Consider the following 21398-nt stretch of genomic DNA (forward strand, 5'->3'; position numbering starts at 1 on the left):
AAAAGCCTATGAATGTCGAGATTGGTCATTTCGCGCTGGTTCTGGCACTGGCATTGTCAGTGGTTCAGTCAATCGTGCCTGTGGTTGGTGCACAGCGCCGCGACATGCAGCTCATGGGCGTTGCAGCTCCAACAACACTTGCAGTTTTCGCGCTGATTGCTTTTTCTTTTGCAGTCCTGACTCTTGCTTATGTTGTTTCCGATTTTTCAGTGCTGAATGTCGTCGAGAACTCTCATTCGCAAAAGCCGATGCTTTATAAGTTTACCGGCGTCTGGGGAAATCATGAAGGCTCAATGCTGCTTTGGGTGCTGATTCTGAGCTTCTTTAGTGCGCTTGTGGCTGCCTTTTCCGGCAATTTGCCAGAAACTCTACGCGCGAATGTGCTGGGTGTGCAGGGCTGGATCGGAACGGCATTTCTAGCGTTTATCATTTTTACCTCCAATCCCTTCACGCGCATTGTTCCCGCGCCGATCGAAGGTGGCGATCTCAATCCGATTTTGCAGGATATTGGTCTCGCGATCCATCCGCCGCTGCTCTATCTTGGCTATGTCGGTTTTTCGGTTTGCTTTTCGTTCGCTGTTGCAGCGCTCATCGAAGGACGTCTGGATGCGGCATGGGCGCGCTGGGTTCGCCCTTGGGCGCTTGTCGCATGGATGTTCCTCACAGGCGGTATCGCAATGGGTTCGTACTGGGCCTATTACGAGCTCGGCTGGGGCGGCTGGTGGTTCTGGGATCCGGTCGAAAACGCCTCTTTCATGCCGTGGTTGGTTGGCACGGCGCTGCTGCACTCAGCCATTGTCATGGAAAAGCGCTCAGCGCTTAAAATCTGGACAGTGCTGCTCGCGATCCTGACATTCTCGCTCTCCCTGCTTGGCACATTCCTTGTCCGTTCGGGTGTGCTGACGTCTGTTCATAGTTTTGCGACCGATCCGGGACGCGGACTATTCATTCTTGCCATTCTCGCGATTTTCATCGGTGGATCGCTGTCACTTTTTGCGTTGCGCGTACAAAGCCTGTCATCGGGTGGGTTGTTTCAACCGATTTCGCGTGAAGGTGCGTTGGTCTTCAACAACCTGTTTCTCACAACCGCCGCAGCGACCGTTCTCATTGGTACTCTCTATCCGCTATTGCTCGAAGTGCTGACCGGCGAAAAGATTTCTGTCGGTGCGCCTTTCTTTAACATGACCTTCGGACCGTTGATGATCCCGCTGCTGATGGCGGTGCCTTTTGGGCCGTTGCTGGCGTGGAAGCGTGGCGATCTTTACGGCGTTGCACAACGACTAATGACGGCTTTTGCGCTGGCACTTATTACAGTTGGTATTGTTCTTTGGCAGAGCAATTCTCATTCAGTGCTCGCTGCGATGGGTGTAGGTCTTGCCGTATGGCTGATTGTCGGCAGCCTTACTGACCTTTGGCTGAAGGCAGGTATTGGCAAGGTTTCGGCTGTTAAAGCGCTGTCACGTTTTAAAGGTCTTCCACGATCAGTCTTCGGAACCGCACTTGCCCATATCGGTCTTGGTATCACACTACTTGGGATCGTAAGTGTAACCACTTATGGCACTGAAAATGTTCTGGTTATGCGTCCGGGTGATACAACGAAGGCAGCTGATTATTCGCTGCGTTTTGAAGGTATGCGCCCGCTGACGGGATCAAACTTCACCGAAAATCGCGGCGATTTCACGCTTTTTGATTCCTCAAATCGTGATCTCGGAATTGTCCACTCGTCAAAGCGGTTCTTCCCGGCGCGCCAGATGCCTACAACTGAATCGGGTATCAAGACGCTTTGGTTCAGTCAGGTCTATGTGGCTCTTGGCGATGAACCGGGTGATGGCTCTATCGTCGTGCGTGTATGGTGGAAGCCGCATGTGACGCTGATATGGTACGGTGCGCTGGTGATGATGATAGGTGCAATTTTCTCGCTTGCTGATCGACGCTTGCGCGTTGGCGCACCGTCGAAGCAGCGTAAGGCCTCATCGAAAGAAGCGGGGGCGACCATATGAAGATCGGCAGAAAGTTCGTCACGGCTTTACTGACATTTTTTCTGGCGCTTCACATGTCCGTCGCTTTTGCGGTCAATCCCGACGAAGTCTTATCTGACCCATTGCTTGAAAAACGTGCCCGCCAAATCTCGGCGGAGTTGCGCTGCATGGTCTGCCAGAACGAATCAATCGACGATTCCAATGCCGAACTCGCGCGTGATTTGCGAATTTTAGTGCGCGAACGTCTGACATCGGGCGATTCCGATAAGCAGGTCGTTGATTTTGTTGTCGACCGCTATGGCGAGTTTGTTCTTTTAAAGCCACGCTTCAACGCACAAACAGCGATTCTCTGGGGCTTTCCCGTGATCGTACTCCTGTTCGGTGGTATTGCTTTAATGATTGCTTTTCGTCGGCGAAATGCGGTTCCTGACGTTCAAAGCCCGTTGTCAGATCGCGAAAAAGCTGAGCTTTCCCGTCTTCTCGACGATAAATAGCAATCTTGCTGGGTTCCAACCTTACAAAACTTTCATTTTCCGGAAATTGAGCGGTAAGGTAGCGCTGACTATCTTAACATCATAACGGATTAACAGGGTCGGTGCCGCCCAAGAGGACCAACCCCGGATTGCTTCTTGTAAGGAGAGCCAGATGTCGAAGATCATTACTTCCAAATATCGCAAGGGCGTTGCAGCAATTGCGCTGTCCGCAGCGCTCGCTGGTGCGTTTGTCGCAACCGGCCCGATGGGTGTTATGGAAAATGCGCGGGCCGATGCGGTGAGTGTGAATGCACCGCAGCAGGCTGGCTTTGCGGACTTGGTTGAAAAAGTGCGCCCGGCAGTTGTCAGTGTTCGCGTCAAGAAAGACGTGCAGGAAGCCGATAGCCGTGGCCAGCAGATGCAGGCCCCTCCCGGTTTCGATCAGTTGCCAGATGGCCATCCGCTGAAGCGTTTCTTCCGCGATTTCGGAATGGAACCGCGCGGTGATGCGCGCCCTGAAGGCCGTCGTCCGGGCAAAGGTCCGAAGGCGCGCCCCGGTCATGAACGTCCTTTCGCACAGGGTTCCGGCTTCTTCATTTCTGAAGACGGCTACGTTGTGACCAACAATCACGTCGTTTCAGACGGCGATGCCTACACTGTTGTTCTCGATGATGGCACAGAAATTGACGCCAAGTTGATAGGTACTGATCCGCGTACTGACCTTGCTGTGCTTAAAGTCGATGAGCCAAAGCAGAAGTTCACTTATGTGAAGCTCGGCGATGACAACAAGATCCGTATCGGTGACTGGGTTGTTGCTGTTGGTAATCCGTTTGGTCTTGGTGGCACTGTAACATCTGGTATCGTCTCGGCTCGTGGTCGCGATATTGGTGCTGGCGCTTATGATGACTTCATCCAGATCGATGCAGCCGTTAACAAGGGCAATTCTGGTGGCCCGACTTTCGACCAGACAGGTGAAGTGATCGGCATCAACACCGCAATCTTCTCGCCTTCCGGTGGTAGTGTCGGTATCGCTTTTGCAATCCCAGCATCGACCGCAAAGCAGGTTGTGGATCAGCTTATTAAGACTGGTTCTGTAGAGCGCGGCTGGATTGGTGTTCAGATTCAGCCTGTAACGAAAGACATTGCTGCGTCGCTCGGTTTGGCCGAAGAAAAGGGTGCAATTGTATCCTCGCCGCAGGCTGATGGACCTGCCGCAAAAGCTGGTGTTAAAGCTGGTGACGTGATCACTGCTGTCAACGGCGATCCTGTTAAGGATCCACGTGATCTTGCCCGCAAGGTTGCAAACGTTGCACCGGGCGAAAAGGCGGTTCTGACTGTCTGGCGCAATGGGAAGGCTGAGGAGATCGATATTAAGATCGCAGCAATGCCTAAGGATCAGGCGAAGGCCGGTGCTCAGCAGAATGATGGCGGCAGCGATCAGGGCGATACACTCGACTCCTACGGTCTCACGGTCACGCCTTCTGAAGAAGGTGACGGTGTTGTCGTAACCAATGTCGATCCTGACAGCGATGCAGCAGATAGGGATATCCGTTCCGGAGACATTATCGTTTCAGTCAACAACCAGACTGTTAAAAGTGCGAAGGATATCGACAAGGCTGTGGCAGAAGCTGAAAAGTCCGGTCGTAAGGCTGTCCTCTTGCAGGTGCAGCGCGACGATCAGAGCCGCTTCGTTGCTCTGCCAATCAATCAGGAATAAGCCTGAGGCTTTTGATTGGTTAGCATACCGATACAAAATGGCAGGCGGATACCCGCCTGCCATTGCTTCATTTTCCCTGACAACCTATTGTTTTTACAATCGCTGTCGCTTGCTTTGGGGTAGAGCCATGAAAATTCTCGTAATTGAAGATGACCGCGAAGCGGCCCGCTATCTTGAGAAGGCCTTTAGCGAGGCTGGCCATTCTGCAGACATTGCAGGTGATGGTGAAACTGGCTACGCGCTCGCGGAACATGGCAATTATGACGTTCTGGTCGTTGACCGGATGCTGCCAAAGCGCGACGGCCTTTCAGTCGTTGCAGGCCTGCGTGCAAAAGGCATGGAAACCCCCGTTCTTATTCTTTCTGCCCTTGGCGAGGTGGATGACCGCGTGACGGGTCTGCGTGCTGGTGGCGATGATTATCTGACCAAGCCTTATGCTTTCTCCGAGCTTCTGGCCCGTGTTGAAGTTTTGCAGCGTCGCTCAAGTCCGCGCGAGGCCGATACGATTTACCGTGTGGGAGATCTGGAGCTCGACCGTCTTGCACACACCGCACGCAGGCAAAATGTTGATATCACACTCCAGCCACGCGAGTTTCGCTTGCTGGAATATCTGATGCGTCATGCAGGACAGGTTGTTACCCGTACGATGCTGCTTGAAAACGTCTGGGATTACCATTTCGACCCGCAGACCAATGTGATCGACGTACATATTTCTCGCTTGCGATCAAAAATTGAGAAGGGCTTTGACGGTCCACTGCTGCACACCGTGCGCGGTGCTGGCTATATGCTCAAAGCCGCAAAATCCAAAACTGCTGCAAGCGCTAAGGTCGACTGATGGGCCGCTTCTCTGCGCTGATGCGGACAACTGCCGCTCGTCTGTCGACGCTCTATCTGCTGCTGTTTGCTGTGGGGGCGGTTGCTTTGGTCTTCTACATGACCAATTTGTCCGCATCGATCATCAATAGCCAGACGCAGGAAGCGCTGGGCGAGGAAGTTGCCAGTATCGGCAAAGCCTATTCGCGTGGCGGCATACCTCAGCTTGTGCGGACCATTGACTATCGTTCGCGTCAGCCGGGCGCTTATCTTTATCTGGTTGCGGATCAGTCAGGGCGTATCCTTTCCGGCAATGTTGAAGGTGTAGAACCGGGCGTCCTGGACACGGACGGCATCGTTGAAAGGGCGTTTAAATATCGTCGCTATGGCGAGCAGGGCACTGAAACCGAACATCGTGCAATCGCAGTAGTTATTGCACTGCCAAATGGTATGCGCCTGCTGGTGGGGCGTGATCTTGGTGAGCCGGAACGCTTCCGTGATCTTGTCAGAAGCTCGCTGATGCTGGCACTCGGCATTATGGGTGTTGGTGCGCTGCTGATCTGGTTCTTTGTTGGCCGTCGGGCGCTGAAGCGTATTGATGATATGTCGCGTGCGTCACAGCGCATTATGGATGGTGATCTGACGGGCCGGTTGCCAGTCAATGGTTCCGGTGATGAGTTTGACCGTTTGTCTGGTAATCTTAACGTTATGCTTGGGCGTATCCTTGAACTCAATGAAGGCCTGAAGCAGGTTTCCGACAATATCGCGCATGACCTCAAAACGCCGTTGACGCGCTTGCGCAACCGTGCTGAGGAAGCTCTGTCCGGCAAGAAGGCCGGACCAGAATATCGGGCTGCACTGGAAGATATTATTGGAGAGTCTGACCAGCTGATCCGTACTTTCAACGCGATATTGATGATTTCTCGGCTAGAGGCTGGTTATTCGTCAGAAAATCTTGATGACATGTCGGTTGCTCCAATCGTCAGCGATGTGGCCGAAATGTATGAGCCGGTCGCAGAAGATGCAGGTGCTCAGCTGATACTGGGTGTGCTTGACGATGTGCCGCTGCGCATCAATCGTGAACTCGTGGGTCAGACGGTTTCCAATCTCGTAGACAATGCCATTAAATATGCGCTGAGCAGTGAAAATTCTGCCACCGTAACGCTATCGATGGAACGTGATTCTCAATGGCTGCGCATTGTTGTCGCCGATAATGGTCCGGGTATCCCGGAGGAGAAACGTGAACAGGCGACTGAGCGTTTTGTTCGTCTTGAAGAAAGCCGTACACAGCCGGGATCAGGACTTGGTTTAAGTCTTGCCAAGGCAGTTATGAAATTGCACGGTGGCGCTCTGCGTCTTGAAGACAATGGGCCAGGCCTGCGCGCCGTATTAGAGTTCCCTTTGCCGAAAGACGCATAGTTTTACATTGAATGCTGAGGGTATCATGGCAGCTGGCGACACTAAGGCACTCTTTTTTGACCGTAACCTTTGTGCGCTGTCGCCGCTTGACCCCGAAAAAGCACGTGGCTATCTGGTTGATCTGTCAGAGCGGGCGCAGAGTGACCAACTGAGCCAGGTTGTCGAGCTTTTGCGCAATGGCAAAGCGCAGGGCTTTCTCGGAGCAGTGCTGGATCTTTCGCCCTTTATTCGCGAGTCATTGATCCGCCACCCAGGCATCCTTGCTAGGATAGCATCCAACCCGCCTGAAGCCGCGCTTAAAGACATTCTTACCGAGATTTCCAATTCCGGCACAGAAGAGAGTGTTAGCGAAGCTGCTCTGATGACCAGCCTGCGTCAGCGCAAGCGCGAGGCGCACGTGCTCATTGCCCTTTGTGATCTGGCACAGATATTCAACACGGAAACGACAACCGGCTGGCTGACGGACCTTGCAGAAGCTTGTACCGGAGCTGCAATCCGCTATCTGCTTCGTGAAGCAGATAGCGCTGACAAGATCAAACTTCTGGACCGCAACGATCCTGAAAAGGGTAGCGGCTGGATTGTGCTAGGCATGGGCAAGTTTGGTGCCCGCGAGCTGAATTATTCATCTGACATTGATCTCATTGTTTTCATCGATTCCGAGCGTTCGGCGATCATCGATCCCTATGAATGCGTTGATACGTTCTCACGTATGACGCGGCGTCTGGTGCGCATTTTGCAAGATCGTACAGCGGACGGCTATGTCTTCCGCGTTGATCTGCGGTTGCGCCCTGATCCGGGATCGACGCCGCTTGCAATTCCAGTGGGCGCGGCCCTTCATTATTATGAAGGGCGCGGCCAGAACTGGGAACGGGCTGCGATGATCAAGGCGCGCCCCGTGGCGGGTGATCGTGAATCTGGCCTGCAATTTTTGGCAGAACTCGCCCCCTATGTCTGGCGTAAATATCTTGATTATGCGGCGATTGCGGATGTGCATTCGATCAAGCGGCAGATACATGCGCACAAGGGCCACGGCGATATTGCCGTACGCGGACATAATGTGAAGCTCGGGCGTGGCGGTATTCGCGAGATCGAGTTTTTCGTACAGACGCAGCAGTTGATCGCGGGTGGTCGCTTTCCTGAATTGCGCGGCAATCAGACTGTCCCTATGCTCGGAAGGCTTGCTGAATGTGGCTGGATTACCGAAAAAGCACGAGATGCACTTGGCAAGGAATATTATTTCCTGCGCGATGTAGAACACCGCATCCAGATGATTGCCGATGAGCAAACGCATATTCTGCCGGAAGATGATGAAGGCTTTGCCCGTGTCGCGCATATGATGGGTTATAGCGATCCGGCAGAGTTTTCCGATGTATTCCTGTCAGCGCTCAAGATCGTTGAAAAGCACTATGCTGCACTTTTTGAGCAGGCGCCCGAACTCGGGTCATCGAGCGGCAATCTTGTTTTCACCGGCGATGTTGATGATCCGGGCACATTGGAAACGCTCGCCTCCATGGGGTATGATAGGCCCAGTGATATTTGCCGTGTTATCCGCACGTGGCATTTTGGCCGCTATCGTGCCACGCAATCCGCCGAAGCACGTGAGCGTCTCACCGAGCTGACGCCCGCCCTGTTGCAAGCTTTTGCTGCAACCAAACGCGCGGACGAGTCGCTCCTGCGTTTTGATGGATTCTTGCAAGGCCTGCCTTCCGGCATTCAGCTTTTCAGCCTGCTTCAATCCAATCCACGTCTTCTCAATCTGATCGTGGTGATTATGAGTGCGGCCCCGCGACTGGCCGAGATCATCACCCGCAATCCGCATGTTTTTGACGGCCTGCTTGATCCCGCAATTTTCTCGGAAATGCCAACACGCAATTATCTCGAAGAGCGGCTACGCGCATTTTTGGGATCGGCAAGCGATTACGAGGAAGTTCTCGACCGCCTACGCATTTTCGCTGCCGAACATCGTTTTCTGATCGGTATTCGCTTGCTAACCAGTGCCATCGATGGCGTGCGGGCAGGGCGGGCTTTTTCTGATCTCGCCGAGCTGATGATCAGTAAGGCTTTTGAAGCCGTTGAAAGCGAATTGCAGCGCCGTCACGGAAAGGTCAAGGGCGCAAAGGTTGCTTTGCTTGCCATGGGCAAACTTGGAAGCAGTGAGCTGACTGCCGGATCGGACGTTGACCTCATCCTGCTGTATGACCATGATCAGGAGGCGGATTATTCTGATGGTGAAAAGCCGCTCGCTCCTTCACAATATTATATTCGTCTTACGCAGCGCCTGATTGCAGCCTTGTCGGCACCAACTGCGGAAGGTGTGCTGTATGAAGTTGATATGCGCTTACGTCCATCCGGCAATAAAGGCCCGGTTGCGACCCATATCGAATCCTTTGGCAAATATCAGCGCAGCGAAGCCTGGACATGGGAACATATGGCGCTGACGCGTGCGCGTCCTATCCATGGCGATGCGGACTTCAGTGACTTCATCCGGGAGGAGATTGATGAGGTCTTAGCGGGTAGGGGCGACACCCAAAAGATTGCAAAAGACGTGCGCGAAATGCGTGATCTGATCTACGAGGAAAAGCCGCCGCGTGACGACTGGGATTTCAAGCTGAAGCCTGGTGGAATTGTCGATTTGGAGTTCATCGCGCAGTTCGCGGTGCTGATCGGAAAGGTGTCAAAACACCCACGTCCTTTGGCAACGGAGGAAGTCCTGGCCGGTCTTGATTCTTCATTTGCTGATCCGAAGACAATCGATGATCTTGTACAAGCGCATCGCTTCTACACCAATCTCAGTCAGACCATTCGACTTTGTCTGGGAAGCGACGCGACGCGCGAAGAATTCATTCCGGGCATGGTTGATCTTCTCTGCCGCGCCGCTGAATTGCCGGACATTAAGCGCGTCGAACACCATATCGGCGAGCTTGCCGCTAATGTTCGGGCGAGCTTCGACAAGCTTATTGGCTAAAGCATGTCGCGGAAAAGTGGGAGCCGGTTTTCCGATAACGACATGCTCTAATCAGGCAGCGTGAATCGCTGTGCCGGGAATGGTTGCTGCCCATTGCTTGCGGTCTGGAATGCAGACTGCAACGACTGTGCCAACCCCCTCGGTTGAGCGAATACGCAGCCAGCCGCCATGCAGTTCTGCGAGCGAACGAGTAATCGCAAGGCCAAGACCCGAGCCACTATGTGTCTTGGTGAACTGGTTTTCCACCTGCTCGAATGGCTGGCCGATTTTCTTTAGCGCTGACTTTGGAATGCCAACGCCGGTATCCTGAATGGTCATAAACAGAGCCGAACCAGTCTTGCGGGCGCGCACAGTGATATGCCCGTTATGCGAAGTGAACTTCACCGCATTGGACAGAAGATTGATCAGCACCTGCTTAACCGCACGGCGGTCGGCATTGAGCTGCATGGCATCTTCAATCCGCGTTTCGACAGTTATATTCTTCTCATCAGCCTGTAGCGAGATCATCCGCACGGTTTCATTGATGAGCGGGCAGAGATCAATTTCTTCGCGATCAAGTGAAAAGTGACCGGCTTCGATCTTCGACATATCGAGAATGTCATTGATAACGTTGAGCAGGAAGTTACCGCTGGTGTGGATGTCGTTGATGTATTCCTCATAGCGATCTGAACCGAGTGGGCCGAATGTGCCAGCCTGAATCATTTCCGAGAAGCCGATGATCGCATTGAGCGGTGTGCGCAGCTCATGAGACATGTTGGCGAGGAATTCAGACTTCGAACGGTTTGCAGCCTCGGCGCGCTCTTTCTCCTGACCATATTTGCGCGCGAGTTCTGATAGCTCACGCACACGGTCACGCTCGCCTTTACGCGCAATCGACAGATCGTGAATGGTAGCCATCAGGCGTCGTTCGCTATCCACCAGACGCTCCTGATGCTGCTTGATCTGCGTAATGTCTGTCGCAATCGAAACGAGGCCACCGTCTTGCGTGCGGCGTTCGTTAACCTGCAGCCAGCGACCATCGCTCAGCTGGCGTTCAAAGGTCTGACCGCCTGCGCGGTTATGCTCATTCGCCATGCGGCGCTCAAAGCTAAACGGGCGGGTATGCGCGTCCACTTCATTGCGCGGCACGCCGGGCTTCAGCGTCCAGACTGGCAGACCAGCATATTCGCTGAATTTGGAGTTCGCCATGACCAAACGATTATTGGCATCCCAGAGCACGAAAGCTTCAGAGATGTTTTCGATGGCTTCGCGGATACGCATATCGGCTTCTGCCGTCTGCTGTGCGAAGCGATGTTGTTCGCTGACGTCAAACGCAATGCCGACAAGATGGAGTTCGTTCTCTGCAGCAATCTCAGCACGAACCCGCATCCAGACCCATGAGCCGTCGGCGTGGCGCATACGGAAAACGCGATCTACGTGGGAGATGTCACCAGCCGCTGCTTGTTCAGCAATCGAATAGAGATCGCCGTCTTCGGGGTTGATGATTGCCGACACGTCGCCAAAAGCGAGAACTGCATCCTGCGCTTCATAGCCGAGCATTTCATACATGGAGCGCGACCAATAAATGCGTCCGCGTGCCATATCCCAGTCCCACAGACCGCCACGACCACGCGCGAGTGCCATATCGATTCGGCGCTGAATTTGGCCGGAAAGATCATCTGCTTCACGCGCCCGCGCAGCCTGACTGAAATAGGCGTAGAGAATGGCAAACATCACGCCGGTGGTGCCAGCAAACAGTGTCACGTTGAGAGAAACCGCACGCTTCCATTCGGCAAATATCGTGCTTTCAGGTTCTGCTGCAATAATCGCATAGGGAACTGTAATCGGCTTTGAAACCGTACCGAAAGCAACTTCGCCATTCATTACGATTGTGAGCACGCCTGCACGCTCTGCAAACATGAAGAGCGGTTGAATGTCGCTGAAGACATCATCGGCGCGCTTACCAACAATATCTGTTGCAGGACCGGATGCGGTGACAATGACGGAATCGTCATTGACCAGAGCGACTGTCATTCCGCTGGATGAAAGCCCGCGCGAACGAAACTCTGCAATCGTATTATCAAGATCTTTGGGCGACATTTGCGCGCCAGCCTGTGTGCCATTGGCCGCGCGCTCAATCATTTGCGCCAGATTAGCCGTCGCAGCAGACAGAGCAGCTTTGTGCTGTAATTCAATGTCCTCGCGCCATGATAGCATTGAGAAAACACGCGCCACACCGAGTATAACCAGAAAGATGACAATGAGGGCGGGAACGAGACGGCGCAGTGCAGGTTCCACTGCAATAAATTTTCCATAAGCAGGGCCTGCGAGAAGCTTGGCATGACCCGACAGCCTGCCTTTCTTTCGCTTACCGCCGGAGTCGCGTTTGCTCTCCGCCGTCGCGCTATACGCGTCGGTGCTCGCCATTTTATGGCCCCTCTGGTGTATCAAAACAGTTCTAGAAATGCGCAAGACGCGCCGTCCGCCCGGAACTGTGTGAACTGAAATCTCTACTCGAAATGTTTCGGAATACGCCATCTCCGAACAAGGCTAATGAATCAAAAGTGATTCGTGCTGTCCAGTGAATTCGTTAATGAGAAGTAAAATACCGCATTTACCACTCCGATTTTCCATTGAATCTCAAACTGTTAAGCGGAATCAGTTTGAGAAACTATGCAGCTAACACCATGAAAAGACTCATGAAAGCCGTAAGCCTTTTCAGTATTTATGCTGCTCTGCTTCAATAGTTCAAAAATACTCAAACCCGGCCTAATTTAAGGCCGGATCAGCGAATCATCGCGTTGTCTAGTTGATTCGCGAATCAAGCCAGGGTGCGATCCACGATGTCGCGCAGATCTGTTGAGAGCTTTTGCGTGCCGGAAATACGAGCAAGAGCGGCGCGTGCATGTTCACGACGTGTGTCCTCCAGCGAACGCCATGACCGCAAGGCCGTCAGAAGACGGGCCGCAAGCTGCGGGTTTTCTGGATCAATTGCCAGAACAATATCAGCAAAGAAATCATAAGCAGCGCCATCTTTGCGATTAAATCCGGTTGGGTTGCTGGCTGAAAAAGCACCGATCAATGCACGCACGCGGTTTGGATTGTCGAACGAAAGCAGTTTATCTTTTGTCAGTGTACGAACGGCCTCAAGCGCCTTCTCGCCCGGACGCGTTGCCTGCACGATAAACCACTTGTCCATGACCAGACCATCATCGCCGAAACGCTTCTCAAATGAGGACAGCGCGTCGAGCGCTTCATGGCTGTCACCGAAGCGATGCACCAGCACGCTGAGTGCCGCGGCCCGGTCAGTCATGTTGTCACTATGCGCAAATTGCTGTGCGGCGCGTGCTGGGCTGTTTTCATGACGGCTGAGATAATCGAGCAGCACATTGCGCAGAGCTCGTTTGCCTGCCGATTGAGAATCAGGGGAGAAAGCACCGTCTTGTTGCAGGCCGGTATAAAGTGCTGCAAATTCCTTCGCGTAAGCCGTTCCGATTGCCGCAATCAAATAGTCGCGGCTTGCAAAGATAGCGTCTGGATCAACATTTTCGCCCATTTCGCGCGCAATATCGCTTTCGGTGGGCAAGGTCAGGCATAGGGCGCGAAAGGCGGCATCAAGCGTTTCGTCCGAGGCGATGTTACCGGCAAGCGCAATAATCGTCTCGTCCGTTTCAGGTGCATGTCCGCCACGAATGCGTTTTGCACCTTCAAGCAGCGCCTGTGTGAAAATGACGGTGAGCGCCTGCCAGCGCGCAACCGGGTCACTGTCATTGAGCGCGAGAAAGGCCCGATCTTCTGCCATAAGCGGGGATACCAGATTAACTGGCGCAGAGAAACCACGCAGCAGCGACGGGACAGGGCGTTCTTTAATGCCTTTGAAGATTATAGTTTCGGTTGCGCTATGCAGATGGATAACGCCGTCATGTACCTCGCCCCCTTCCACAGACGAAGCTTCTATATCCTTGCCGTCAGAACCCAAAAGACCAAAGGCCACAGGGATATGCATTGGCTTCTTCACTGGCTGACCGGGAGTAGGGGCAAGTGATTGTGCGAAATTGATGGTGTAAGTTTCGTTTGCAGCATCAAAATCGAAACTTGTCTCAACCTTCGGCGTCCCTGACTGATCATACCAGAGCGCGAACTGCGAAAAGTCCTGTCCAGAAACATCGGCAAAGACTTTGATAAAGTCTTCGATTGTCGCCGCATCGCCGTCGTGGCGCTCGAAATAGAGATCCATGCCTTTGCGGAAAAGATCTGGCCCAATGATGGTGCGGATCATCCGCACCACTTCCGAACCCTTCTCATAAACCGTCGCGGTATAGAAGTTGTTGATCTCGCTATATTCGCGCGGGCGCACAGGATGCGAGAGCGGACCGCTGTCTTCCGGAAACTGTTGCGCTTTGAGAATTTTTACCTCGGCAATGCGCTTCACAGGACGAGAACGCTCATCCGCCGAAAACTCATGGTCACGATAAACGGTCAGGCCTTCCTTAAGACAAAGCTGGAACCAGTCGCGGCAGGTGATGCGATTGCCGGTCCAGTTGTGGAAGTATTCATGCGCAATGACCGCTTCGATCCCTGCATAATCCACATCCGTTGCGGTTTCGGGATCGGCCAGCACATATTTGTCGTTAAAGACATTTAGGCCCTTGTTTTCCATGGCGCCCATATTGAAATCGGAAACCGCAACGATATTGAAAACATCCAGATCGTATTCGCGACCGAACTTCTCCTCATCCCAGCGCATCGAACGTTTCAGCGCATCCATGGCATAGAGGGCGCGTTCTTTTTTTCCATGCTCAACATAGATAGCGAGATCGACCACGCGGCCAGACTGCGTCGTGAAATTGTCAGTCACCACATCAAGCGAGCCTGCAACGAGCGCGAACAGATAGGACGGCTTTGGATGCGGGTCATGCCAAATTGCAAAATGCCTATCAGGATTGTCTGAAACCACGCCTTGCTCAACAGGATTGCCGTTTGCCAGCAATATTGGTGCTGCTGCTTTTTCGGCGTTGAGCCTGACCGTATAGACGGAGAGCACATCTGGGCGGTCGTAATAATAGGTAATACGCCGAAAGCCTTCAGCTTCGCATTGTGTGCAATAGACATTGCTTGAGCGATAAAGGCCTGAAAGCTGACGATTGGTGGTCGGATTAACCTCTGTAACGATTTCCAGTGTAAAGCGTTCAGCCTCTGGCAGGTCCGTGATTTCCAGTTTGTCTGGTGTCACTGAGTAGCTGTTATTGCTCAGAGCCTCGCCATCAAGGCGAATGCTGATCAGCTTCAGTTCATCACCATCAAGGATAAGCGGCGTGCCTGCAATTGTTCCTTCGCGGCGCTCGACAACGAGTTGCGCACGGACAATGGTCTTTTTGGGCTCAAGCGTGAAGTCGAGTTTCGTTTCTGGAATAGCGTAAGGGGTTGGGCGATAATCTTCGAGGCGGAATGTCTGGCCGGTTTCAGTACGCATTGCGAAACTCTTCTTTGTGATCACTCTGATGCACGAGTCGTATCCGGCTTTTTAGCAAACGACAAGAAATCCAAATTTGCTGAGCATTTTTTATGAGCAACATACTTTGCACGCTGGCACTTTATAGCGAACAAGCCTAAGGGTTAAATGTTGAAGTTCATATCCCGCCTAGTCTCCCATCCCCCGTTTAAGGAATTGCGTTGTGAAGTCCCTTCCGGACGCGGCCTCCGCAAATGCTCAGTCCAGTGAAACGACTGAGCCTGATCTGCTTCAGAACAATCCAATGCTGGGCATCAGCCTCAAAGTTGCTTCGGTTGCAGTGTTTGTCGGCATGTCGACGCTGCTTAAAGCTGCAGACGGAATTCCCCTTGGGCAACTGATCTTTTTCCGCTCATTTTTCGCGGTGTTAGCGATCCTCGTTTATTTTGCGATACGTGGGCAGTTATCGGGCATTTTCCAAACGCGGCACGGTTTCAGCCATTTCTGGCGCGGAATGGTGGGTGTTGGCGCTATGACATTGAGCTTTTATGCTTTGACCAAGCTGCCTTTGCCTGAAGCAATCGCTATCAATTATGCGTCACCGTTAATTGCAGTGGTGTTGGGTGCCGTCATTTTGCATGAAGTTGTTAGAATGTATCGCTGGAGTGCTGTGGTGATCGGCCTTTTTGGTGTTCTAATCATCATATGGCCTCGTATGACCCTGTTTGCAGAAGGGCAGGTTGGTCGCAATGAGGCACTGGGCGCTCTTGCAGCCCTCGGCGGGGCAATTATGGCCGCCTTTGCAATGATGCTTGTGCGTCGCCTTGTTCAGACCGAAAAAACATCGACTGTTGTTATTTATTTTTCGATTTCGGCAACCGTCATTTCGCTGGCCAGTATTCCGCTTGGCTGGGTTATGCCAAACGGGACGCAATTCGCAATGCTTATTGCAGCAGGTGTTGCCGGAGGCGTGGCGCAAATTCTTTTGACCGAGTGTTATCGTCATGCGCCAATGAGCACCATTGCGCCGTTTGAATATACCTCAATGCTGCTTGGCCTTGGGATTGGTTTTTTCTTTTTTGGCGATGTTCCAACACTGGAAATGTTGCTAGGCAGCGTTATTGTTATGAGCGCTGGTGGCTACATCATCTATCGTGAGCATCAGTTGGCGATTGCTCCCCACAAGACCAATACACCACAGCAAACCCAGTGATTTTTAAGCCTGACCGGGCGTTGTTTCTGATCGCGGGTCAAGCTGCATGGTTTCCGGTGTGGGCTGCCCGTCAGGGGTATAGATTTTAAACTCTGTTTTTTGATCACTAACCGCTGGTCGTTCATATCGACGGATACGCCAAAGCGCATGCAGTCCATAGACCGCGTAAGCGATAGCCATAGTCACAAAAAACCCGGATGCTCCCAGGAGATCCATAAGTGGACCAGACAGTGCAGGGCCGATAACGCTGCCCGCACCGTAGATGATAAGAAGCCCGCTCGAGACCTTCACAAATTCACTGGCATCAGCATAGTCATTCGCATGAGCGACATTGAGGCTATAGATTGGATAGATGACCGAGCCAAATAGGAACATCATTGCATAAAGCGCGTAAGCAGACGTCGGGTGAACAAGGATCATAATCATCGATATGATGAAGCCGATCGCACCCGCTATCACCATCACATAACGACGGTCCACGACATCAGAAGCACGCCCCAGCGGATATTGGAAAATGACACCGCCGATCATTGCGCAGGCGAGCATGGTCGCGATGCCGAATGTCGAAAGTCCGTTCATTCCCCCATAAATCGCAGCAAGGAAGCTCCAGGTGCCAGCTACAATACCGGCAATGAGTGATCCAACAGCCGCCGCAGGTGAGCGACGATAAAGGCCTTTAAGGTCCAGCTTAACCTGCGTGAGTGGATTGGGTGACTGGGCACTGGACAGTGCCGTCGGCAATAAGGCGCTGGCGTAAATAATTGCACAGATGATGAAGAGTGCCTGCGTTGTGGCGTCGCCGAATGGCAGAATATATTGCCCGCACATCAGGCCAAGCATTGTAATGATCATATAGATCGAGAAAACGCGACCGCGCGTTTCATTCGTGACGCGCTCATTCAACCAACTCTCGATGATCATATAAGAGCCAGCCAACGAAAACCCGGCAATGCCGCGAAATATCATCCATGCATAAGGGCTAACGATGAGCGAATGCAGTAATAATGCAATTGAAAGCAATGTCAGCAGAGCCGAAAAAACGCGTACATGTCCTACGCGTTTGACTAAATGCGGAATGACAATACAGCCAATGGTAAAAGCCAGTGCGTAGCTTGTGCCCATCCAGCCGATTGTGGTTGTTGACCAGCCTTCAAGACCGCCACGAATAGGCAGTAAAATACCGGCAAGTCCACCCGCAAGCAGCATCAAAAATGTGCTTGCTAGCAGTGCTGCAATAGGCAAAAGCTGACCGGCCATAGTTAACTCCACTAAAAATCCAATGGCCAACTATCGTATGTTTACGGCATGTTGGTGACAGTGTTGCTGCCGATGCCATTGAAATCAAAGAAGATCAATCGTGAAGTTCGGTTAGTTTCATTTTAACGGCAAGAAAATCGCGCCATGCAAATCGCTTCTGAGCAGGCATGCGTAAGAGATATTCGGGATGCAGCGTTGGCATAACAGCAATTTCTGCGCCCAAAGCGGTCCGGTGGATGTTCCAGTTACCACGCAGACGCAAAATAGTTTCTGACGATCCCGTCAGCGTTTTACTCGCAGGGCCACCAAGCGTAACAAGCACTTTCGGCGAAGCAAGTTCAATTTGTCGCTCGATGAAGGGACGGCAAAGTTCTGTTTCAAGCGGTGTCGGCGCTCTATTGCCCGGCGGCCTCCAGGCGATTGTATTGGCGATGTAAACGTTTTCGCGTTTAAAGCCGATAGCTTCAATCATGCGGTTGAGAAGCTGTCCGGGCTTGCCCATAAAAGGTAGCCCTTCCATGTCATCATCTCGCCCTGGTGCTTCACCAATAAACATGATGTCTGACGATGGATCGCCATCTGCAAAGCACAGGTTCTTAGCGGTTGATTTAAGATTGCAACCGTCAAAAGCGGCGAGTGCCTCGCGCAGTTCTTCCAATGAATTGGCTCGCGCTGCGGCGGCACGTGCAAGCTCTATCTGGCTATTGTCGGGAACATCTGACGCAGCCTGAACAGGTCGGCTGGATGGGGAGGGTGTTATTACGGCGCGTGGCTGTTGCACGCGCTCTGATCGTGAACTCTGCGCCGCAGGTGCAGGCGCATTTTGTTCACGCGCCATCGTGGGTGCCGGTGCAGCAAAACGATCAATTGGTGTTTCTGAAAGTGGCATGTCGATACCCGCTTCCGCATAAAAGCGCAGCAAGCCTTCCATATCCAGCAATTCATGATCGTTATTCATTCGCATACCTCATGAAATGAGGTGACGAATTTTGACGCTGAATGCAAGAGCGTGTCGCAGCTTTCCGCTTTAAAGTGATTGTCTCCACGTAAAAAGCCTGTTGCGGCAGAATAGCTCAATTCCAAATTTAAGAGAGAAAATATTTGACGTTTACGTCAAGGTAAATATTATATTGCTGAATTCGCAGAATTTTTGGACAATTGGACGCATATGCGACAGTCCCTAACTCTGCGAGAGGGTAGGTCCAATATGGGAACGGACTGGTCATTGTCGGTGGTTATCGACAATTGCGATAGGTTCATGAGCAAAAACAACTGGATGCATTGCCCGCGCTGAAATAGTGAGGGGAAAATGTAAATTTGACGGAGGCACGAATGTCTGAAGTGGTTGAGCTTCCCGAACGCGAGAGCATGGAATTTGATGTTGTGATTGTTGGCGCAGGCCCTGCTGGCCTTGCTGCGGCTATTCGCTTCAAACAAATCAATCCGGAGCTTTCGGTTGTTGTTCTTGAAAAGGGCGGGGAAGTCGGCGCGCATATTCTGTCGGGTGCTGTTGTTGATCCAAGTGGTATTGACCAGCTTCTGCCGGGGTGGCGCGAAGAAGAGGGACATCCCTTCAAAACGCCCGTGACGGCGGATCACTTTCTGCTGCTCGGCCCTGCCGGTTCTGTGCGTTTGCCGAACTTCGCAATGCCACCGCTGATGAACAATCATGGCAATTATATTGTCTCGCTTGGGAATGTCTGCCGCTGGCTTGGCACAAAGGCCGAAGAGCTTGGCGTAGAAATCTATCCGGGCTTTGCTGCGACAGAAGTGCTTTATAATGATGAAGGTGCTGTCATCGGTGTTGCGACCGGAGATATGGGCGTCGAACGCGATGGCACGCATGGTCCGAACTATACGCGGGGCATGGCACTGCTTGGCAAATATGTTCTGATTGGCGAAGGCGCGCGTGGCTCACTTGCTAAGGAACTGATCGCCAAGTTCAAGCTTGATGAGGGTCGCGAACCGGCCAAGTTCGGCATCGGCCTCAAGGAACTCTGGCAGATTGATCCATCCAAGCATAAGCTTGGTCTGGTGCAGCATTCTTTCGGCTGGCCGCTGGATATGAAAACCGGCGGTGGCACATTCCTGTATCATCTTGAAGACAATATGGTTGCGGTCGGCTTCGTGCTGCACCTCAATTATAAGAATCCATACCTGTCGCCATTTGAGGAATTCCAGCGCTTCAAGACACATCCGGCTATCCGTGATACGTTTGAAGGTGGCAAGCGCTTGTCTTATGGCGCACGTGCAATTACCGAAGGCGGCTTCCAGTCGGTTCCGAAGCTGTCATTCCCGGGTGGTGCGCTGATCGGCTGTTCGGCTGGCTTCGTCAATGTTCCGCGTATTAAAGGCAGCCATAATGCGGTTCTGTCGGGCATTCTTGCTGCCGACAAGATTGCAGAAGCATTGGCCGCTGGTCGCGCCAATGATGAACCGATTGAGATCGAAAACAGCTGGCGTAACAGCGCAATCGGCAAGGATCTCAAGAAGGTTCGTAATGTGAAGCCACTCTGGTCGAAGCTCGGAACGGTTGTTGGTGTCGCGCTTGGCGGTCTTGATATGTGGACCAACCAGCTGTTTGGCTTCTCATTTTTTGGTACGCTGAAGCATGGTAAGACCGATGCACAGAGCCTTGAGCCTGCTGCAAAGCACAAGAAGATTAGCTATCCTAAGCCAGATGGCGTTCTGACTTTTGATCGCCTGTCGTCGGTGTTCTTGTCGAATACCAATCACGACGAAAACGAGCCAGTGCATTTGCAGATCGCCGATATGAAGCTGCAACAGACATCAGAGCATGATGTTTTTGCGGGTCCGTCGACACGCTATTGCCCTGCAGGGGTTTATGAATGGGTGGATGCAGACGGCAATTCTGCTGCTGATCCGCAGGCTAAGGATGTACGCTTTGTGATCAATGCGCAGAACTGCGTGCATTGCAAAACTTGCGATATCAAAGACCCGAACCAGAATATCAACTGGGTTCCGCCACAAGGCGGAGAGGGTCCAGTGTATGTAAACATGTAAATAAAAAAGGCGGTTTAGACCGCCTTTTTTATTGAAGCATCACAGACTGAATTTCAGGCTCTTCTGTGTTGGGCCTCACAGGCATAGGGACCGAAAACTCAAGCCTGACAGGCAGGTGATCAGAACCCGTTTCGCCGCGTGTCGCTGCGACTGGTGCTGCAATATCAGGACTGACGAGAATTTGGTCGATTGCTAGCCCCACAAATGGCGCGAGTGTCACGGGCAGGCTTTGCGGCACCCATGTTCCGCCAATGCCGGTCATCGCTTTTGTACCGGAAGCCTTTTCTATGCGGTGAACTGCATTGCTCCATGGTGTTGCGTTGAAATCGCCAGCAATAATGGAAGGGCCGTCGAATTTCTGCAATTCCGGCACCAGCTTATCGATGATTGCTGCCTGAGCATACGGCCATGGAAGCACAGCATGATAGGATGCAACATTGACTGGCGTGCCGCTGAAATCAATGGAAGTCATGGCAAGGCGACTGTCGCCAAGGCATGCCTGCGCACTGCCTTCACTGAACGGACGCCGGGATAAAATACCCACGCTCATGGTGTTGCCGCTGATGCGGCATTCAAAGTGATAAGTGTAGGTTCCCTTGAGAATATTGATCCACATCGCCCAGTTTGAACCCGCTTCCTGATAAGCGATGACGTCGGGCTTTTCCTGCGCTATCATTTGCAAGACGCGTTTGGGTTCAGGATTGTTATAGCGCAGATTGATTTGCACAAGACTATAACGTGCCCCGCCAGTTGGCACATTTGCCTGCGCTGCTGATGAGCCATCCAGCAGATTGCGTGCGGCACCAAGTGTTGTGCTGAAAGCAAGGATCGCAAACAGCAGGATCATCGCACCTTCACGTCGCATTGCTGTGAACAAAAGCGGCAGCGCCAGCACTCCCATCAGGATAGCGAGATGGGACCGGAAATGGGCAAATGAATCCAATGCCGGATGTGCAGATCCGAGAAATCCGAGCACAAGCGGCACGGATACCAGAACGGCAATGATCAGCAGAGTAAAGGCAAAAGTTTCGCGGCGTTTTGACATGATTGGCGAGTAGCGGCTGATTGCGGCGCGATGATGATGCCGAAAGCATTGCCTTCGGCATC

Annotated in this window: 13 protein-coding genes; 8 read left to right on the forward strand and 5 right to left on the reverse strand. The window is 52.5% G+C overall.

Translation table 11 applies throughout. From position 1 onward, the window contains the following. Positions 1-8: 8 nt before the first annotated feature. The 6 genes from U2P60_RS12705 (at position 9) to U2P60_RS12730 (ending at position 9366) form a co-directional block, all read left to right on the forward strand. A complete protein-coding gene (locus U2P60_RS12705) occupies positions 9-2000 on the forward strand; it encodes a heme lyase CcmF/NrfE family subunit (RefSeq protein WP_413572903.1) in 1992 nt (663 codons plus the stop codon). Further along, on the forward strand, positions 1997-2473 hold the full coding sequence (locus U2P60_RS12710; RefSeq protein WP_413572904.1) for a cytochrome c-type biogenesis protein: 477 nt from the start codon (positions 1997-1999) through the stop codon (positions 2471-2473). The genes U2P60_RS12705 and U2P60_RS12710 overlap by 4 nt, the downstream gene beginning before the upstream one ends. A gap of 151 nt (positions 2474-2624) precedes the next feature. Beyond that, positions 2625-4169, forward strand: a complete 1545-nt coding sequence (locus U2P60_RS12715) for a Do family serine endopeptidase (RefSeq protein ID WP_313828202.1) — start codon at positions 2625-2627, stop codon at positions 4167-4169. A gap of 127 nt (positions 4170-4296) precedes the next feature. After that, positions 4297-5004 carry a response regulator transcription factor gene (locus U2P60_RS12720; protein WP_313828203.1) on the forward strand — a complete coding sequence of 236 codons (708 nt, stop codon included), beginning with the start codon at positions 4297-4299 and terminating at the stop codon, positions 5002-5004. Continuing rightward, positions 5001-6401, forward strand: coding sequence for an ATP-binding protein (locus tag U2P60_RS12725; protein WP_413573782.1), 1401 nt, complete (start codon positions 5001-5003; stop codon positions 6399-6401). The genes U2P60_RS12720 and U2P60_RS12725 overlap by 4 nt, the downstream gene beginning before the upstream one ends. A gap of 25 nt (positions 6402-6426) precedes the next feature. Continuing rightward, on the forward strand, positions 6427-9366 hold the full coding sequence (locus tag U2P60_RS12730; protein ID WP_413572905.1) for a bifunctional [glutamine synthetase] adenylyltransferase/[glutamine synthetase]-adenylyl-L-tyrosine phosphorylase: 2940 nt from the start codon (positions 6427-6429) through the stop codon (positions 9364-9366). A gap of 51 nt (positions 9367-9417) precedes the next feature. On the opposite strand, the gene U2P60_RS12735 is transcribed toward U2P60_RS12730, so the two are convergent. Both U2P60_RS12735 and pepN read right to left on the reverse strand, forming a co-directional pair. Next, the gene (locus U2P60_RS12735; RefSeq protein ID WP_413572906.1) at positions 9418-11772 is read right to left on the reverse strand and encodes a PAS domain-containing sensor histidine kinase; all 2355 of its coding nucleotides are present in this window, start codon (positions 11770-11772) and stop codon (positions 9418-9420) included. A gap of 394 nt (positions 11773-12166) precedes the next feature. After that, positions 12167-14818, reverse strand: coding sequence for an aminopeptidase N (pepN, locus tag U2P60_RS12740; protein WP_413572907.1), 2652 nt, complete (start codon positions 14816-14818; stop codon positions 12167-12169). A gap of 283 nt (positions 14819-15101) precedes the next feature. Here pepN and U2P60_RS12745 point away from each other — a divergent pair, with 283 nt between their 5' ends. Next, positions 15102-16010: a DMT family transporter gene (locus U2P60_RS12745; protein WP_413573784.1), complete on the forward strand. Its 909-nt coding sequence runs from the start codon at positions 15102-15104 to the stop codon at positions 16008-16010. Between the two features lie 3 nt (positions 16011-16013). On the opposite strand, the gene U2P60_RS12750 is transcribed toward U2P60_RS12745, so the two are convergent. Both U2P60_RS12750 and U2P60_RS12755 read right to left on the reverse strand, forming a co-directional pair. After that, complete coding sequence (locus tag U2P60_RS12750) at positions 16014-17267, reverse strand: MFS transporter (protein WP_413572908.1); 1254 nt, start codon at positions 17265-17267, stop codon at positions 16014-16016. A gap of 94 nt (positions 17268-17361) precedes the next feature. Next, a complete protein-coding gene (locus U2P60_RS12755; protein ID WP_413572909.1) occupies positions 17362-18225 on the reverse strand; it encodes a uracil-DNA glycosylase in 864 nt (287 codons plus the stop codon). 374 nt (positions 18226-18599) lie between these two features. On the opposite strand from U2P60_RS12755, the gene U2P60_RS12760 reads away from it, so the two are divergent. Next, positions 18600-20291 carry an electron transfer flavoprotein-ubiquinone oxidoreductase gene (locus tag U2P60_RS12760; RefSeq protein ID WP_413572910.1) on the forward strand — a complete coding sequence of 564 codons (1692 nt, stop codon included), beginning with the start codon at positions 18600-18602 and terminating at the stop codon, positions 20289-20291. A 28-nt stretch (positions 20292-20319) separates the two neighbouring features. On the opposite strand, the gene U2P60_RS12765 is transcribed toward U2P60_RS12760, so the two are convergent. Then, a complete protein-coding gene (locus U2P60_RS12765; protein ID WP_413572911.1) occupies positions 20320-21336 on the reverse strand; it encodes an endonuclease/exonuclease/phosphatase family protein in 1017 nt (338 codons plus the stop codon). Between the last annotated feature and the right edge of the window lie 62 nt (positions 21337-21398).

It is taken from the genome of Brucella sp. H1_1004, assembly GCF_047308065.1.
In the GTDB taxonomy this organism is placed as follows: Bacteria; Pseudomonadota; Alphaproteobacteria; order Rhizobiales; family Rhizobiaceae; genus Brucella; species Brucella pseudogrignonensis_B.

Bases quoted from the DNA above. Each gene is read 5' to 3' on its own strand.
- U2P60_RS12720 (WP_313828203.1), top strand. From the start codon at position 4,297: ATGAAAATTCTCGTAATTGAAGATGACCGCGAAGCGGCCCGCTATCTT.
- U2P60_RS12760 (WP_413572910.1), top strand. From the start codon at position 18,600: ATGTCTGAAGTGGTTGAGCTTCCCGAACGCGAGAGCATGGAATTTGAT.
- U2P60_RS12710 (WP_413572904.1), top strand. From the start codon at position 1,997: ATGAAGATCGGCAGAAAGTTCGTCACGGCTTTACTGACATTTTTTCTG.
- U2P60_RS12750 (WP_413572908.1), bottom strand. From the start codon at position 17,267: ATGGCCGGTCAGCTTTTGCCTATTGCAGCACTGCTAGCAAGCACATTT.
- U2P60_RS12755 (WP_413572909.1), bottom strand. From the start codon at position 18,225: ATGAATAACGATCATGAATTGCTGGATATGGAAGGCTTGCTGCGCTTT.
- pepN (WP_413572907.1), bottom strand. From the start codon at position 14,818: ATGCGTACTGAAACCGGCCAGACATTCCGCCTCGAAGATTATCGCCCA.
- U2P60_RS12730 (WP_413572905.1), top strand. From the start codon at position 6,427: ATGGCAGCTGGCGACACTAAGGCACTCTTTTTTGACCGTAACCTTTGT.
- U2P60_RS12715 (WP_313828202.1), top strand. From the start codon at position 2,625: ATGTCGAAGATCATTACTTCCAAATATCGCAAGGGCGTTGCAGCAATT.
- U2P60_RS12705 (WP_413572903.1), top strand. From the start codon at position 9: ATGAATGTCGAGATTGGTCATTTCGCGCTGGTTCTGGCACTGGCATTG.
- U2P60_RS12765 (WP_413572911.1), bottom strand. From the start codon at position 21,336: ATGTCAAAACGCCGCGAAACTTTTGCCTTTACTCTGCTGATCATTGCC.
- U2P60_RS12735 (WP_413572906.1), bottom strand. From the start codon at position 11,772: ATGGCGAGCACCGACGCGTATAGCGCGACGGCGGAGAGCAAACGCGAC.
- U2P60_RS12745 (WP_413573784.1), top strand. From the start codon at position 15,102: ATGCTGGGCATCAGCCTCAAAGTTGCTTCGGTTGCAGTGTTTGTCGGC.